This window comes from Paraburkholderia sp. BR10141, assembly GCF_056155635.1.
The window spans coordinates 1-15,356 of record NZ_JBMIQH010000046.1 but is presented as its reverse complement, the minus strand read 5'-3'; the positions used below and the strand labels follow the sequence as shown (position 1 = coordinate 15,356).

Sequence of the window (15,356 nt, the reverse complement as noted above, 5' to 3'; positions counted from 1 at the left end):
TGTGTAGCGCCTGTTTAACGGCGACATGGCGATTGCCGCAATCGAGGTTTGAACAGGGGAAAACTAACTATGAGCCATACGACTCTTGCGGATGAGGGTGGCAAGCGCGCGGGTGAGACCGTCACCGCGCAACGCAGGCCGTTCGGGACGGAAGACTGGTGGGCGGTTGCAATCGGGCTGTTCGTGATTGCGATCGCGTATGGGCTGTTTGCTTCGGGCGGCAGTATCAAGAGCCTTGCCGTGGCGCCCGGGCGCTGGAACGACTTCGACGAGCTCGCTCGCAACCTTGCCGCGCATGCGGGAGCCTATGTCGCGCTTTTCGTGGGGTTTGCGGCCGTGTTCTCGGTGGCCATTGCGGCGCTCGGCTTGCCGGTCGCGCAATTCATTCGGGGATTCTTCGTCCTCTTCGTGGTGTCGGCGGCCATCTTCATTGTGGGCGCCTGGGCGCAGGCCACGCGCTACAACCTTGAGCCGCCGCTCATCGCACTGGCGCTCGGGCTCATCGTGTCGAATATTTTCACTGTGCCCGCCTGGCTTGCGCCGGCGCTGCGCGTGGAGTTCTACATCAAGGTCGGGATCGTGCTGCTCGGCGCGACGCTGCCGCTCACGTTGATTGTGTGGGCGGGGCCGGTTGCCGTGGGGCAGGCTACCATCGTTTCGCTCGTCACGTTTTTCGTGATCTATGGCACGGCGCGGGCGCTAAAGATCGACCAACGCTTCGCCGCAGTGCTCGGCGTGGGCGGTGCGGTGTGCGGCGTTTCGGCCGCGATCGCGATTGCGGGCGCGGTGCGCGCGCGGCGCGAGCAGGCTTCGGTTGCGATCACGCTGGTCGTGGTGTGGGCGATCGTGATGGTGTTCGCGCTACCGGCGCTTTCGCGTGCGTTCGGCCTGCCGACCGGTGTGGCTGGGGCGTGGATCGGCACCTCGGAGTTCGCGGACGCGGCGGGCATTGCTGCCGCCCAGGCCTACGGCGACTTTGCGCGACACGCGAGCGGCGCAGTGGCGGGTGCGCCCGATGCATCGCTGCAAGCATTCGTGTTGATGAAGGTGGTGGGCCGCGACATCTGGATCGGCATCTGGGCCTTCGTGCTGGCGATCGTGGCGACCACGCGCTGGGACCGCGAGGCCGGTGACGAAGTGCAGACCACGACGCGCGCCCGCGAAATCTGGACGCGGTTTCCCAAGTTCGTGGTCGGGTTCGTGATTGCTTCGGCGTTTGTCACGTGGGTCGCTTCGCACTACACGCTGGCCGAATACCGCAGCGCCGTAACGCCAGGCTTCGTCGCGCCGATCGTCGCGTTGCGCACGTGGGCGTTCACGTTCTGCTTTCTCAGCATCGGCCTCACGACACGCTTCGCCGCGCTTTCGTCAACGGGCGTCAGGCCGCTCGCCGCGTTCACGGTTGGTGTGGCCGTGAATGTGGTGCTCGGGTATCTGCTTTCGGTGCACCTGTTCGCGCCGTACTGGCTTGCGCTCGGAAAATGAACTTGAATGGCGCGGCGCAATCCGGGAAGCGCCCACTGTGCGGGCAGTGTGCGCACTGGGCCGAAGACCGCGCGTTGCTGGAGGCACGCATCCCCGGGTTGGCTTCGTTCGGCTCGGCTTATGGGGCGAGTGTCGGGGAGAGCCGGTTATGTCTGCGGCACGACCGTTTGACTCAACCGGAGGACCGCTGCGCGGCATTTGTTGCGCGCATCGCGTGAGGCCATTCAACGAAGCTCGGGATAGCCTTGCTGCGCGGCGGCATTCGCGATTGCTTCGATCTCGGCGTACGTCTCTCCCCTGAGTCGCGCGAATCCGCGCAGGCGCAACGTGCGTGCGCGCTCGGCGTCGGCTGCATGAGCGGCATCTAGCGCATCTCGCAGCGCCTGCGTCTGATCCTCGCCGAGCGCACGTGAGGCGATCAGCGGAAGGCCTGGGGCTGAGGCTGTCATGCCGATGGTTTGCACGCCGTCGAACCGTTCGGGGTGCGAATCGTGCAGCAATGCGAACGTGACGCAGTCGATCGCGCCCACGTCGGCCGCGCCGCTCGCCAGCGCGCGTAACGTGGCCGCGTGCGAGCCTGTCCAGAGCACCGAGGCAAAGAAGCGGCCCTCGCGGGCGAGCGGCGCGACCGCGTGGCGCAACGCGTTCATGCCGCTATGCGAATCCGCGCCGTTGCATGCGGCGCGCAAGCCGCGGCACGCTTCGAGCGTTTTCGCGCCGCGTTCCCACGCCTGGGATGAAACGGCAAGCACGCTTCGATAGCGCGGGCCTTCGCAACCGGGTGCGTCGAACATCGGGGTCGCGATCAGGCGGACTTCGTTGGCGAGTCCGAGCACGCGGTACGGAAACCCGCAGGTCTGCGAGAGCAGCAAGTCCTCGCGGCGCCAGTGCGGCATGAGTTCGCCCTCCGGCGCGTTCTCGATCGTGACGTCGCCTATGTCGAACGAGCGCGCCACGATGCCCAGACTGTCGCTCAACAGCGAGCGCCACGCCGCCGCATGTTGCGGCGTCACGTTGTACATCGGCAGGGAGGCGATCCAGCGGGTCATGGGCGCATTCTACGCCGCACGCAGGTGGCGCGTCGCGCAGCGCGGTGAGATAAGCAAATGGCAATTCGTTGGTTGGTGAGGCGCCGCGCGTTCGGTATGGTGAGGACCTGCGTTGCTTTGCTCTCCGTATGGAGTGGCACCATCCTTCATCGCGGGAACTGGCGAACATGGCCGAATATTTCGACGCAGACCACGCGCGGGAAGTCGCCGCGCTCGCCACCGGGTTCACGGCCCGCACGGAATGGCCCACGTGGCTACTGATTGCCGTGATCTACGGCGGCTGGTTTGCGGTGCTGGCCTTCGTGCGCTCGGGGCTGATCACGATCCTGGCCGCCACGCCGTGCCTCATCGTGCTGTGCGCATGGCACATGTCGCTCCAGCACGAACTGCTGCACGGTCATCCCACCCGATTCGCATGGCTGAACATGGCGCTGGGCTGGCCGCCGCTCGCCGTCTGGTTTCCCTATGCGGTCTACCGCGAGAGCCATATGGCGCATCATCGCGACGAAGCGTTGACCGTGCCCGGCATCGACCCCGAAACGAACTACGTGCAGCACGAGCAGTGGGCCCGCCTGCCGCGCTGGCATCGCGTGCTGTGGCACGCACGCAAGAGTTTCGTGGGCCGGGTGGTGATCGGGCCGCCGATGAGCGTGGCCGCCATGCTCGCCGGCGCGGCGAAAGCGCTGCGAAGCGGTGACTGGCGAGACGTGCCGATGTGGCTCGCGCACTGCGCGGCCGTCGTGGTGCTGCTCGCGTGGGTGCAGCGTTACGCGGGCGTGCCGTGGTGGTGGTATCTCGCCGCCGTCACCTGGCCCGCGCTCGGGCTCGCGATGGTCCGCTCGCTGTACGAGCATCGCGCGGTGTCGCATCCGAAGGCGCGCATCGCCATCAACGAGGCCGGGCTCGTCATGCGCTTTCTGTATCTGAACAACAACTACCATCTCGTGCACCACGATCTGCCGCGCTTGCCGTGGTTTCAACTGGCGCGCGCCTATCGCATGCGGCGCGACGACTATCGGCACAAATGCGGCGGATTCGTGATCGAAGGCTACGCCGCGCTGCTCAGGCGTTACGCGTGGCGCGCGACGGATGCCCCCGCGCATCCGTTCGGCGACAACGCCGCGCAGTGACCTTCATTCCCGAAACCGTTTAAAGAAGCGGCGAATGTCGGCCGCGAGAAGATCGGGCTCTTCCATGGCGGCGAAATGGCCGCCGCGCGGCATGTCGGTCCATTGCGCGACATCGAACACGCGCTCGAGCCACGACGGCGGCGGATGATTGATCTCCTTGGGAAAGCGCGCGAAGGCGACGGGCGGCGCCACGCGTTGCCCGGCCGCGAAGCGAAACGGCTGAAGACGGTTCTCCCAGTACATCTGCATGGATGTGCCGATGCTGCCGGTGAACCAGTACAGTGAAAGATCCGTCAGCAAGGTGTCCTTCGAGAACCGGCGCTCGATGTCACCGTCGCAGTCGCTCCATGCGCGAAACTTCTCGCCGATCCACGCGGCCAGTCCCGCGGGAGAGTCGTTGAGCGCCGCTGCCGCCGTCTGCGGCTTCGTGCTGTGCATATGCGCGTAGCCGCCCTCCAGCGCTGCCCAGTCGGTCTTTTCGCGCAGATAGGCCTGTTCCGCCGGGGTGAGCGGGGCTTGCGCGGCGTCGATTGCCGGTTCGTAGGAGCTGGGCAGGAAGTTCAGATGGATGCCCTCGACGGCCGGGCTGTGCCGCGCGGCGAGCGCAATGGACACGCCCGCGCCGAGGTCGCCGCCCTGCGCACCGAAACGCTCGTAGCCGAGACCGCGCATCAGCGCGGCCCACAGGTCTGCGATCTGGAACGCGGAGGTGCCGGGCGCCGCCGGCGCGGGTGAAAAGGCAAAGCCCGGCAGCGACGGGACGACGACGTCGAACGCTTCGGCCGGGTCCGCGCCGAATGCGGCGGGGTCGCAGAGCCGGTCGAGCAGCGCATGGAATTCGACGAACGACCCCGGCCAGCCGTGCGTGATGACGAGCGGGTAGGGCTTCGGGCCCGCGCCGCGCCGATGCACGAAGTGCACGCGCTGGGCACCTGCGCCACCCGCACCCCCCACTTCAGCCATAAATTGCGGCAGCCGGTTCAGCGCGCGTTCGGCGGCGCGCCAGTCGTATTCGTCTGCCCAATACGCGACGAGCTCGCGCAGCCACGCAGTGTCGGCCCCTTGTTGCCACGCCGGCGAGGGCGTGGCGTTGGCCCAGCGCGTGGCGCGCAAACGCCGGCGCAGGTCGTCGAGTGCCTCTTCGGGAACGCGAATTTCGAATCGGTCGATATGCATGGTGGTTCATCCGCACGTTGGCAGGCCGAGGGAACTGACGATTATGAGCGAATTCGCCGCAGCGCACCGGCCGCCCCCAGGGACCCTTCGAATTCCATCGATCGCTTACCAGATGTTTATCGAGCCATCGATTTAATTTATCGGCATTCGGCCGGCGCGGCAGGGCGGTGCGCCGCCTCATCCGGGCGAGGCGGCGCGGCGCAAACCCCACGGCGTCCATGGTTGCCGGTATTTTCAGCCGCCGGCTCCCGCACTCGCTTAGTGGCGCCAGCGGTATTATTTGCGCAGTCCAGGTAATAGCCCTGGCTACTAGCGCGGTGGGGCCAATTCGTACCGTAGCGCCACGCTTCGAATCAGCAGCAGAGGTCCCAATGATCATCGACATTCACGGCCACTACACTACGGCGCCCGCAGCGCTGGAGGCGTGGCGCAAACGCCAGATAGCGGGCATCGCCCATCCGTCCGGGATGCCGAAGGTATCGGAGCTGAAGATCAGCGACGACGAATTGCGCGAATCGATCGAACTCAATCAGCTCAAGCTGATGCGCGAGCGCGGTCTCGATCTGACGATTTTCAGCCCGCGCGCGAGTTTCATGGCCCATCACATTGGCGACTTCGAGGTGTCGAGCACCTGGGCCGCGATCTGCAATGAGCTGTGCCACCGCGTGAGCGAGCTCTTTTCCGACCATTTCGTTCCCGCCGCGATGCTGCCGCAAAGCCCGGGCGTCGATCCCGCCACGTGCGTGCCGGAACTCGTCAAATGCGTGGAGCAGTACGGCAATGTGGCGGTCAACCTGAATCCCGATCCCTCGGGCGGCCACTGGACGAGCCCGCCGCTTTCCGATCGCCACTGGTACCCGATCTACGAGAAGCTCGTCGAATACGACATTCCCGCGATGATCCACGTAAGCACGAGCTGCAACGCGTGCTTCCACACCACGGGCGCGCACTACCTGAACGCGGACACGACTGCGTTCATGCAGTGCCTGACGTCGGACCTGTTCCGCGATTTCCCCACGCTGCGTTTCGTGATTCCGCACGGCGGCGGCGCGGTGCCCTATCACTGGGGACGCTTCCGCGGTCTCGCGCAGGAGCTGAAGAAACCGCCGCTCAGCGAGCATCTGCTGAATAACGTGTTCTTCGACACCTGCGTCTATCACCAGCCCGGCATCGACTTGCTCACGCGCGTGATCCCCGTGGACAACATTCTGTTCGCGAGCGAAATGATCGGTGCGGTGCGCGGCATCGACCCGGAAACGGGCCACAACTACGACGACACGAAGCGCTATATCGAAGCCGCGCATGTCGATGCCGCGGATCGCTACAAGATTTACGAAGGCAACGCGCGCCGCGTGTATCCGCGCCTCGACGCGCGGCTCAAGGCAAAGGGGTTGTGAGCGCGCGCGTAGCGGCTCGCAGTCCATGCGACACCAGCGAAGCGCAAGACAAGGCGGCCTCGCTCACTCTGGACTGAAACGGAAGTCAATGACAAAGGACGATGTGAAAAGCAACGCCGCACTGGCGGGGGTCGGGTCGATGGCGACGCGTCTCCTGCTCGCGGACCTCGCCGAGCAATACGAGCGTGAAACGGGGCAGCGGCTGACCGTTGCGGCGATAGGCGGCGTGGAAGCCGCGCGCCGCGTGCAGGCCGGCGCGGCATTCGATTTCGCCGTGCTGGCCTCGGCGGCGATCGACCGCCTGGCGGCGGGCGGGCACCTCGTCGGTGCGCGCACGGACGTCGTGCGCTCCGGCATGGCGGCGGCCGTCGCCGCCGGCGCGGCGCACCCGGATATCGGCACCGAGGACGCACTGCGCGAGACGATGCTGCGCGCGGCGCGCATCGGCTATTCGACGGGGCCTAGCGGCGACCATTTGTTGCGGCTGGTCGAGCGCTGGGGCGTGGCCGAAACGCTCAGGCCGCGCCTCGTGATGGCGCGGCCGGGCGTGCCGGTGGCGAGCCTGATCGCGGCCGGTGAGGTCGAGATCGGCTTTCAGCAATTGAGCGAGCTAAAGGATGTGCCGGGCGTGGAAGTGATCGGGCCGCTCCCGGCCGGGGCGCAACTCGTCACGGTCTTTTCCGCGGCGATCTGTGCGGTGTCGCAGCAGCGGCAGGCGGCAGCGGATTTCCTCGCGTTCCTCGGTTCGGCGCGCGCCGAGGCGACCAAGCGGGCGTTCGGCATGGAGCCGGCCGGCAACGCGGCGTACGGGCCGTAGCAGGGCACGAGCAAGACGGCAATAAGGGAAATAGAAGGGGCAATATAGAAGGGGCAATAACGCGATTGGATTGGACATTTCATGTCGCATGGTCTACGTATCCAAAGTAATTAGGCTTACTAATCAGAAAAAACAGAATCGGAGGCGTGAAAGTGAATCAGAAAAAAACCAGGACGTACGACACCAGGAGGCAAGCATGAGAAACCTGCAAACCCGACGGCTTTTCACGAGCGTGCGCGCTCGTGCCGCCTCGCTGCTCTCGCTGTTCGCGCTCTTCGCGGCGGCCACGCTCGTGGCCGCGTGCGGCAGTGGCGGTAGTGGCAGCAGTAGCGCCGATGCATCGAAAGCGCCGCTTGCAGTCGTGGCGCCCGTGGTGGATTGCTCGAAGCTGGCGTCGGTCGATATCACCGATATTGGCGGCGCGGGCAGCGCGATTACTTCGGCTAGCGTGACCACGGCGACCATCAACGGTGCTTCGGTCAACTTCTGTACCGTAAAGGGCACGCTCGCGCCTTCGAATACGTTCGAAGTGGCACTGCCGGTGAGCACGTGGACGCAGCGCTTTGCGGCGCTGGGCTGTGGAGGCCTGTGCGGCAACCTGAGCGACCCGACCCAGCAGTCGTCGTTCAGCTTCAGCTACACGTGCCCGCTCGTGCAGGAAGGCGGCTTCGTGACGGCGGCGACCGACATGGGCCACTCGGGCAACGACACGACGTGGACTACGGACCCGCAAAAACAGGCCGATTTCGCCTATCGCGGGCAGCACATCACGACGCTCACGGCGGAGAAGCTCATCAAGGCGTACTACGGCCAGACGCAGAAGTACGCGTACTTCATCGGCTGCTCGGACGGCGGCCGCGAAGCGCTGATGGCCGCGCAACGCTATCCGAATGACTATAACGGCATCATTGCGGGCGCGCCGGCTGCGCACTTCCAGATCCAGAACTCGCTGTATCACGGCTGGAGCGTGGAGTCGCAAAGCACGACCGGCGACAGCGCCGGCAACGCCGTTCTGTACGCCGACAAGGCGCTCGTGCTGCACAAGGCAGTCATCGCGGCATGCGGCGGCCAGGCGGGTGTGCCCGATGGTCTGATCGCCGATCCGCGCACCTGCAATTTCGATCCCGCATCGATCCAGTGTGCGCAGGGCGCGACGAACACGAGCAACTGTCTGACCGCAGCCGAAGTCGCCACCGCGAGCAAGATCTATGGCGGACCGGTCGACGCGACAACGGGTGAGCGCATGCTGGCGGGCTCCCCGCAGATGGGCTCGGAGGAGAACTGGGTCGGCGTGGAAGTGCCCACGACGAATTCGACGGCCACGCCGGTATCGGTGAAGAGCCTGTTCAGCTACATGATCGTGACGGGTGCTTATAACCTGATCTTCACGGGCTCGCCCACCATGCCGACCATCGACACCTTCGGCTACACGGATGCGAGCTTCTACCCGACCTACCTGCAGGCCAACCATCCGCTGGTGGACGCGACGAACCCCGATCTATCGGCGTTCAAGAAGGCGGGCGGCAAGCTGATCCTGTGGCACGGCTGGGCGGATCAACACATTTCGCCGCTCTTCACGATCCAGTACTACGAAGCGATGCAGAACACGATGGGCGCTTCGAACGTGAGCGATTTCGCTCGCCTGTACCTCGTGCCTGGCGTGGCCCACTGCGGCGGCGGCGAAGGCTTCCCGAACATCGACCTCGTCTCGCAGATCACGGCGTGGGCCGAGGAGGGCACGGCGCCGAATGCGGTCATGACGTACCAGACCGATTCGTCGAACAACGTGACGGCCAGCCGCCCGGTTTATCCGTACCCGGCCGTCGCGCAGTTCACTGGCACCGGCGACTGGCACCTCGGTGCGAACTGGACGCAGGGCGAACCGCTGTACAACCAGCCGACGCATACCTGGGCGGGCTCGAGCTTCTATGCGACGTACACGCCGACTACGCAGGGTGTTGCCGCGCCTTAACGGGTGAATTTCCGGCACACTCGTTTGATTCGACGTTGAACCGGCCAGCCCTTCGGGGCTGGTTTTGTTTTGGAAGCGATAACTGAATCGCATGGCACATGCGGGGCAAGGGCAGCGGCTCGAACGGCGCCGCCGCCTCGAAAAGCGGCGCGTATGGAAGCGGCCCCCGGCGATGTAGCGGCAACTGAATTCCGCACGATCGTCCAGCGCGTTTGCGAATCCTTTCGGAGAACATCGATTTTGTTTATCACGCTGGATTCGATTCCAGCCCCGGCCCGCGTCGGGCAAAGCGCGGGCCGAATGCGCACGGCCTTTACGCGGCGCGGCTTCCCGGGCGGTATCGCGGGTGCGAGCGTGCGGGAATCGCCCATGCGGACGGGCAAGGACGTATCCAATATGTGGTTAACCCGCACTTTTAGACGCGGGTGGGGCCATCTATCGTGCCCCCGACGGATAGCAGTTCGTAGATATTCGACTCGGGCACGAGCGAGCGGCAGACCACAGAACGGACAGGAGACGACAGATGTCTGGCAGCAAAACAATCGATATCAAGGCGTTCATCGACGAACGCCACATTTCGGCCTACCAGTGGCTACTGGTGGCGCTGTGCTTCCTCGCGGTGACAGCCGATGGCATGGACGTGGCCATCATGGGCTTCGTCGCGCCCTCCATCATTCACGAGTGGGGCATTTCGCGTCCCGAGTTCGGTCTCGTCATGAGCGCGGCGCCCATCGGCCTCGTGATTGGCGCGCTGGCCGCCGGCCCGGCTTCTGACCGCGTTGGCCGCAAGTGGGTGCTGATCACCTCTGTGTTCCTCTTCGGCGTGTTCACGATTCTCACGGCGTTCACGCAGTCGCCGGTTTCGATGGCGGCGCTGCGCGTGCTGACCGGCATCGGTCTTGGCGCGGCCATGCCGAACTCCACGACGCTGCTCTCGGAGTACTCGCCGCAACGCCGCCGCGCGCTGCTCATCACGATCATGTTCACGGGCTTCAACCTCGGCTCGGCGTTGATCGGCTTCGCGGCTGGCTGGCTCGTGCCGAACCATGGCTGGCGCGCGGTGCTGATTTTCGGCGGCGCCATTCCGCTCGCACTCGTGCCGCTGCAGGCCTGGCTGCTGCCGGAATCGGCGCGTCTGCTCGCCGTGCGGGGCGCCACGAGCAAGCGCATTGCCGCGACGCTGAACCGCGTGACCGGCGCGAGTTTCGCGGGCGACGAGAACTTCGTTTCGACGGAGCCGCCGCTGCCCACGCGCAAGCCGATCGGCGTGCTGTTCTCGGAAGGCTATGGCGTGATGACCATCGCGCTGTGGGTCACGTATTTCATGGGTCTGCTCGTCATCTATCTGCTGACCGGCTGGCTGCCCACGCTGATCAAGGACGCGGGCCTCTCCATCACGGTGGCGGCGAACGTCACGGCCATGTTCCAGATCGGCGGCACGATCGGCGCCGTGCTGGTGGGCTGGATCATGGACAAGGTGCGCCCCGCGCGCGTGATCAGCGCGGCGTATGTCGGCGGCGGCATCTGCGTGCTGGCGCTGGCCGGTGTGGGGGCGCTTTCCTCGTCGCTCGCGCTGCTGGTGTTTGCCGCGGGCTTCTGCATGAGCGGTGCGCAAACGGGCCTGAACGCCTACGCACCGGGCCGTTATCCGACGGTCGCGCGTGCAACGGGTGTGAGCTGGATGTTGGGCATGGGCCGCTTTGGCAGCATCTTCGGCTCGGCCATCGGCGGTGCGCTGCTGGGTCTCGGCTGGGAATTCGCTGCGATTCTCGCCATGCTCGCCGTACCGGCGGTGCTCGCGGCGCTTGCGATCCTGGTTTCGCAGCGTGCGCGTCATTCGGAACCAGCTACGCAGGTGAGCGCGGCACACTGAGCTGGATTTAGCAACAGCGCTGGACTGATCGGCGCGGCGGTGCGAATTGCACTGCCGCGCCGTTTTTTTATTTGGTGTGAGAGCGGAGGCAGCGCCTCCGCTTTAGTGCCGTTCGGCTAGTCAAATCCTGAACGCACCCACCGTTTCGATCACGGTCTGCGCATTCCTGCCCAGCGTATGCGCCGAAATCGAAAAATGATTCACGAGTGCGCTGTCTTGTTGCGTGAGCGCTTCGATATGATCCAGAGCCTGCTTGATCTCGGCGATGCCGGCGCTTTGTTCGCCGCTCGCGGTATTGATTTCGTCGATCAGCACGTTCACGTCGCGCACGGCCTGAACCGCCTGCTGCATTTTTTCCCGGGCGGTTTCGGTGAGCTGGCAGCCTTCCTGAACCTTCTGCGTCGAGTCGACGATCAGACCCGCGATTTCCTTGGCGGCCATCGCCGCGCGGCCGGCGAGATTGCGCACCTCGCTCGCCACCACGGCGAAACCGCGTCCGTGCTCGCCTGCGCGCGCCGCTTCCACGGCCGCGTTGAGCGCGAGAATATTGGTCTGGAAGGAAATTCCTTCGATTACCTGAATGATCTCGCCGATCTTGCGGGAGGCCTCTGTAATGCCCTGCATCGTCACCGTCATGGCTTCCACGGCGCGGCCGCTGTCTTCGGTAATTGCGCGCGCCTGGCCCGCACTGGTGGCGGCCTGACGCGCCGCATCGGCGGTCTGCCGCACGTTGGCCGCAATATGCTGCATCGAGGCCGCCGACTGCTCGAGGCTCGCCGCCTGCGATTCGGCTCGCGCCGAGAGCGTCTGGCTGCCTTCGGACACCGTCGCCGTGGCGGCGCTCATTCTCGCCATCTGGTCGCGCGCGTCGCCGACGATGGCGCGCATGTTCAGGCTGACCTGGTTGACCGACTGTTCGAGCTTGCCGACCACGCCGGTGGGCTTCCACGTGTTCTCGACCTTCTGTGTGAGATCGCCCATGGCGAGCCGCGTGGCCGCGCCCAGCAGCCGGCGCAGCGGATAGATGAACATGAAGCGCATGCGATATTCGGCCAGCACGCCGAACGCCACGCATGCGGCGAGGCCGATCGCCGTGCGTACGGGGGTGATCGCAGCGCCGCCGTCGATCAGGACGCCCGCGACCATGCCGGCCGCCGCGAGACCGCTCGTGAGCAGGTAGGTCTGCGTCTTCATGGTGGGATGCACGAAGCGCGCAAGCCGGCCCGCCATGTCCTTGCGCACGATTGCGCCCGCCTGCAGATGGTGCGCCTGCCGGCCAGCTCTTTGCTCCGCGAGCAAAGTCGCATACAGCGCCTCGGCCGCGCGAATCTGATCGCGCGAAGCGGCGGTGTGGACGGCCCGGTACGCGACGACGTGCTGCCCTTCGACGATGGGCGTGACGCCGGTCTGCACCCAGCAATGCCGTCCATGGCTGAAGCGGTTCTTCAGCACGCCGACCCACGGTTCACGCTTTTTCAGCGTGGCCCACATGTCGCGATACACCTCGGCGGGCATCTCGGGGTGGCGCACGACGTTATGAGGCTGCCCGATCAGGGCTTCGCGGGAAAGGCCGCTGGCTTCGATAAATGCGTCGTTACAGTAGGTGATCACGCCGCGCGTGTCGGTGGTGGAAACGAGCAGTTTTCCGGGCGGGAGAGCGGCTTCTCCCTGCTGGTTGGGTCGGGTCGATGTTTCGGTGTGCACTCGTGGTCTCCGTCGTTTTTTGATTGGGTTGTCCCGCTGTCCGCTGCTTATCGGCCGTTGTTTTCGATCATGAATAGGGCGGTTCGAGGCCAAAAATCGTCGCCGCGGCGAAGGAGGGGGATAAACGAAGCGAAGCGCCTGTGCGTGGGCCGGTGCGCGCGGGCTGAAAGGCCCATGGCATAAGGCTCGCACTGGAAAAGGTGGTGTGCGCAACGAGCTTGCACGCGGGTTGGCAGGCATCGCACCCGATAAGTTCTTCGCAAGTCTCCCAAAGCAGATTCGATACGACCGTTCGAAAAGGGCTCAGCAAAAATCTATGACGGCGGCGCATTTCGAATGACAACGCGTAGCCGCGTCGCCCTACACTGCCTTCCGTCAGTTGAGAACAGACGTGACACGAGTCCGGATGAATCGACGCATGGCCGGTGCAAAGTGCAGCCGAACACGGTGAGCGGCGCGCCGGCACGATAACGATGGAGGCTTTATGCGCAAGGTAATGTTGGTCGGGACGGCGACGACGCGGCCCGAAGCCATTGGAACGCTGTTCAAGCTCGAACCCGGCGGTGAGTGGCAGCAGGTGAGCGATATTCCCGCCGATGCGTCGGTGCAGGCCATCACGCCGCATCCGAGCCGCGAGAACGTGGTCTACGTGGCTGCGCGCAAGGGCGTGTACCGCTCGACCGACGGCGGCGACACGTGGCAGCAGCTGAACGTGACCGGCGAGAACGTGCAGTTCTGGACCGTCGTCGTGCATCCGCAAAAACCCGATGTGCTGTTCGCGGGGACGGGGCCGGTCGGCGTGTACCGGAGCGACGATGGCGGCGACACGTGGCGCAAGTGCAATGCGCACCACCCGGAGCGCTTCGAAATCCGCTTCGGCAATTCGCGCGTCATGCGCATTGCGTTTCATCCCACCAATGCGCAGATCATGTACGCGGTGGCCGAAATCAACGGCTTTCTCGTGAGCGAAGACGGCGGCGAAAGCTGGCGCGGTGTGGCTGATGGCCTCGTGGCGCTCGCGGACAAGCCGCACCTGAAGAGCAAGATCGAAACCGACGACGATACCGAAGGCATGTTCGACGCGCATTCGGTTTGCACGACCACCGCCTCGCCGGATTCGCTGTTCTACGTCTGCCGGCTCGGCGTGTTCGAAAGCCATGACCTGGGCAAGACCTTCCGCGATCTGGAAGTCGGCAAGTTCGCGCCGTTCCAGTACGCCCGCGACTGCCGCTTCGTGCACGGTCAGCCGAAGAAGATGTATGCGTGCTTCAGCATCTCGTCGCGCAGCGCCGCGGGCGCGCTCTATGTGAGCGAGGACCTGGGCGCCACGTGGGCGCGCGCCGATGCCCAGGTCGAACCGCGCAGCACGATGATGGGCTTCGGCACCCACGTGAGCGACGCTGACGGCGTGATTACCGTGACGCGCGGCGGCCAGGTGTTCTTCACGACCGACGGCAGCAAGACCTGGACCGAAAAACAGTTGCCGGCGAATGCGGGTGACGCATTCTGCGGCGCGATGCTCTGAGCGCGGAGGAGTGAACGACATGGCTGAACGACTCAACGGTGTGATCCGCGCTCTCGAAACCGGACGCGGCATTGCTTTTACTTCCTTTATTCAGGCCGAAATCGAAAACGCGGTCAGCTTTGCGCAGTCGTCGAACGACGGCGTTGTGTTCGAAATGGAGCACACGCCCTGGGACATCGCCGCATTGCGCAACGCCATGCAGTTTTTGCTGCTGCGCGAGCGCATCGTGCGAGCGGGCACGGTTGCCTGCCAGATGACACCCATCGTGCGCATTCCGCCCAGCGGCAGCGAGATGAACCAGTGGTTCGCGAAGCAGGCCCTGGACCTCGGCGCATACGGCATCGTCTGGCCGCGCATCAGCACGCCCGAGCAGGCGTACAACGCGGTGGCGGCGTGCCGTTATCCGCGCCTGCCGAACCAGCCGCTTTACGAACCGGCCGGCCTGCGCGGCGACGCGCCCATGCCGGCGGCGCGCTACTGGGGTCTGTCGCAGCAGGAGTATTACCGCAAGGCCGACGTCTGGCCGCTCGCGCCCGAAGGCGAGATTCTCGTCACGCTGATGATCGAAGACGTCGCCGCCATCGAGAACCTCGAGGAGATGGTCAAGCGCGTGCCGGGCATCGGCGTGCTGCTGATCGGCGAGGGCGATCTCACCCAGGAACTGGGCTGCCCGCGCGACTACGACAACCCCGAGTTGCTGCGCCTGATGGCGCACGTGCGCGAGATTGGCCGCGCCTACAACATTCCGGTTGGCCATCCGCACGTGAACGAGGGCAACGTGTCGCGCGTGATCGAGGAGGGCTACCGCTTCCTCATGACGTTCCCGAAGCGCGATTTCGGCGCGCTGGACAAGGGCCGTCAACTCGCGGGCCGCGTGTGAACGCCGTGCAACCTGACGAAGCAACACGGGAACGTCAACATGACTGAAAAACTGTCGATCGTGCTTGGCCGTCACGGCCAGGTCGAGGATTTGCGCAGCGGCGCGGTGCAGGCGGAAGGCGTCGAACTCGACTTCATCGAGATCAAGCGCATGCCCGACGCCTATCGCAGCATGGCACGCAGCCAGCCTTACGACATCTGCGAAATGGCGCCGACGTCCTATCTCATGGCTGTGGCGGCCGGCGCGCCGATCACGGCGCTCGCGCTGCCGATGACACGGCGGTTTCGCCACGCGGGCCTGCAGCGGCTGCGCGAATCGTCGATTCGCCATCCCAGGGATCTGGAGGGG

General features: G+C 65.2%; 11 protein-coding genes and 1 pseudogene. 9 read left to right on the top strand and 3 right to left on the bottom strand.

Going from position 1 to position 15,356, the window contains the following annotated elements; genetic code table 11:
• Positions 1–69: 69 nt before the first annotated feature.
• Entirely contained in the window at positions 70–1,485 is a 1,416-nt protein-coding gene (locus tag ACOJB8_RS36550; protein WP_475017040.1) for a YeiH family protein, read from the top strand.
• Positions 1,486–1,709: 224 nt separating this feature from the next.
• Here ACOJB8_RS36550 and ACOJB8_RS36545 read toward each other — a convergent pair whose 3' ends face one another.
• On the bottom strand, positions 1,710–2,534 hold the full coding sequence (locus ACOJB8_RS36545; protein ID WP_475017038.1) for a phosphate/phosphite/phosphonate ABC transporter substrate-binding protein: 825 nt from the start codon (positions 2,532–2,534) through the stop codon (positions 1,710–1,712).
• Positions 2,535–2,662: 128 nt separating this feature from the next.
• Between ACOJB8_RS36545 and ACOJB8_RS36540 the strand changes: the two genes are divergently transcribed.
• On the top strand, positions 2,663–3,664 hold the full coding sequence (locus ACOJB8_RS36540; protein ID WP_368683092.1) for a fatty acid desaturase: 1,002 nt from the start codon (positions 2,663–2,665) through the stop codon (positions 3,662–3,664).
• 3 nt (positions 3,665–3,667) lie between these two features.
• On the opposite strand, the gene ACOJB8_RS36535 is transcribed toward ACOJB8_RS36540, so the two are convergent.
• Positions 3,668–4,840: an epoxide hydrolase family protein gene (locus ACOJB8_RS36535; RefSeq protein WP_475017035.1), complete on the bottom strand. Its 1,173-nt coding sequence runs from the start codon at positions 4,838–4,840 to the stop codon at positions 3,668–3,670.
• A 371-nt stretch (positions 4,841–5,211) separates the two neighbouring features.
• On the opposite strand from ACOJB8_RS36535, the gene ACOJB8_RS36530 reads away from it, so the two are divergent.
• The 4 genes from ACOJB8_RS36530 to ACOJB8_RS36515 all read left to right on the top strand — a co-directional run bounded on the left by ACOJB8_RS36530 (position 5,212) and on the right by ACOJB8_RS36515 (position 10,899).
• Positions 5,212–6,237: an amidohydrolase family protein gene (locus tag ACOJB8_RS36530; protein ID WP_406951326.1), complete on the top strand. Its 1,026-nt coding sequence runs from the start codon at positions 5,212–5,214 to the stop codon at positions 6,235–6,237.
• 88 nt (positions 6,238–6,325) lie between these two features.
• Positions 6,326–7,054, top strand: coding sequence for a substrate-binding domain-containing protein (locus tag ACOJB8_RS36525; protein WP_475017034.1), 729 nt, complete (start codon positions 6,326–6,328; stop codon positions 7,052–7,054).
• A 196-nt stretch (positions 7,055–7,250) separates the two neighbouring features.
• Positions 7,251–9,026 carry a tannase/feruloyl esterase family alpha/beta hydrolase gene (locus ACOJB8_RS36520; protein ID WP_475017032.1) on the top strand — a complete coding sequence of 592 codons (1,776 nt, stop codon included), beginning with the start codon at positions 7,251–7,253 and terminating at the stop codon, positions 9,024–9,026.
• 523 nt (positions 9,027–9,549) lie between these two features.
• Positions 9,550–10,899, top strand: a complete 1,350-nt coding sequence (locus ACOJB8_RS36515) for an MFS transporter (protein WP_342948691.1) — start codon at positions 9,550–9,552, stop codon at positions 10,897–10,899.
• 120 nt (positions 10,900–11,019) lie between these two features.
• On the opposite strand, the gene ACOJB8_RS36510 is transcribed toward ACOJB8_RS36515, so the two are convergent.
• On the bottom strand, positions 11,020–12,603 hold the full coding sequence (locus tag ACOJB8_RS36510) for a methyl-accepting chemotaxis protein (protein ID WP_475017030.1): 1,584 nt from the start codon (positions 12,601–12,603) through the stop codon (positions 11,020–11,022).
• 484 nt (positions 12,604–13,087) lie between these two features.
• On the opposite strand from ACOJB8_RS36510, the gene ACOJB8_RS36505 reads away from it, so the two are divergent.
• From ACOJB8_RS36505 to ACOJB8_RS36495, 3 genes and pseudogenes are all read left to right on the top strand, one after another.
• Positions 13,088–14,128 (top strand): WD40/YVTN/BNR-like repeat-containing protein, encoded by a 1,041-nt coding sequence (locus ACOJB8_RS36505; protein WP_475017028.1) that lies wholly within the window; start codon positions 13,088–13,090, stop codon positions 14,126–14,128.
• A gap of 19 nt (positions 14,129–14,147) precedes the next feature.
• A complete protein-coding gene (locus ACOJB8_RS36500) occupies positions 14,148–15,008 on the top strand; it encodes an HpcH/HpaI aldolase family protein (protein ID WP_324159230.1) in 861 nt (286 codons plus the stop codon).
• A 39-nt stretch (positions 15,009–15,047) separates the two neighbouring features.
• Positions 15,048–15,356, top strand: a pseudogene (locus tag ACOJB8_RS36495) (ABC transporter substrate-binding protein); the annotation flags it as partial.

Coding starts and splice junctions, on each gene's coding strand:
- ACOJB8_RS36505 (WP_475017028.1), top strand. CDS start 13,088: ATGCGCAAGGTAATGTTGGTCGGGACGGCGACGACGCGGCCCGAAGCC.
- ACOJB8_RS36550 (WP_475017040.1), top strand. CDS start 70: ATGAGCCATACGACTCTTGCGGATGAGGGTGGCAAGCGCGCGGGTGAG.
- ACOJB8_RS36530 (WP_406951326.1), top strand. CDS start 5,212: ATGATCATCGACATTCACGGCCACTACACTACGGCGCCCGCAGCGCTG.
- ACOJB8_RS36520 (WP_475017032.1), top strand. CDS start 7,251: ATGAGAAACCTGCAAACCCGACGGCTTTTCACGAGCGTGCGCGCTCGT.
- ACOJB8_RS36535 (WP_475017035.1), bottom strand. CDS start 4,840: ATGCATATCGACCGATTCGAAATTCGCGTTCCCGAAGAGGCACTCGAC.
- ACOJB8_RS36500 (WP_324159230.1), top strand. CDS start 14,148: ATGGCTGAACGACTCAACGGTGTGATCCGCGCTCTCGAAACCGGACGC.
- ACOJB8_RS36540 (WP_368683092.1), top strand. CDS start 2,663: ATGGAGTGGCACCATCCTTCATCGCGGGAACTGGCGAACATGGCCGAA.
- ACOJB8_RS36515 (WP_342948691.1), top strand. CDS start 9,550: ATGTCTGGCAGCAAAACAATCGATATCAAGGCGTTCATCGACGAACGC.
- ACOJB8_RS36525 (WP_475017034.1), top strand. CDS start 6,326: ATGACAAAGGACGATGTGAAAAGCAACGCCGCACTGGCGGGGGTCGGG.
- ACOJB8_RS36545 (WP_475017038.1), bottom strand. CDS start 2,534: ATGACCCGCTGGATCGCCTCCCTGCCGATGTACAACGTGACGCCGCAA.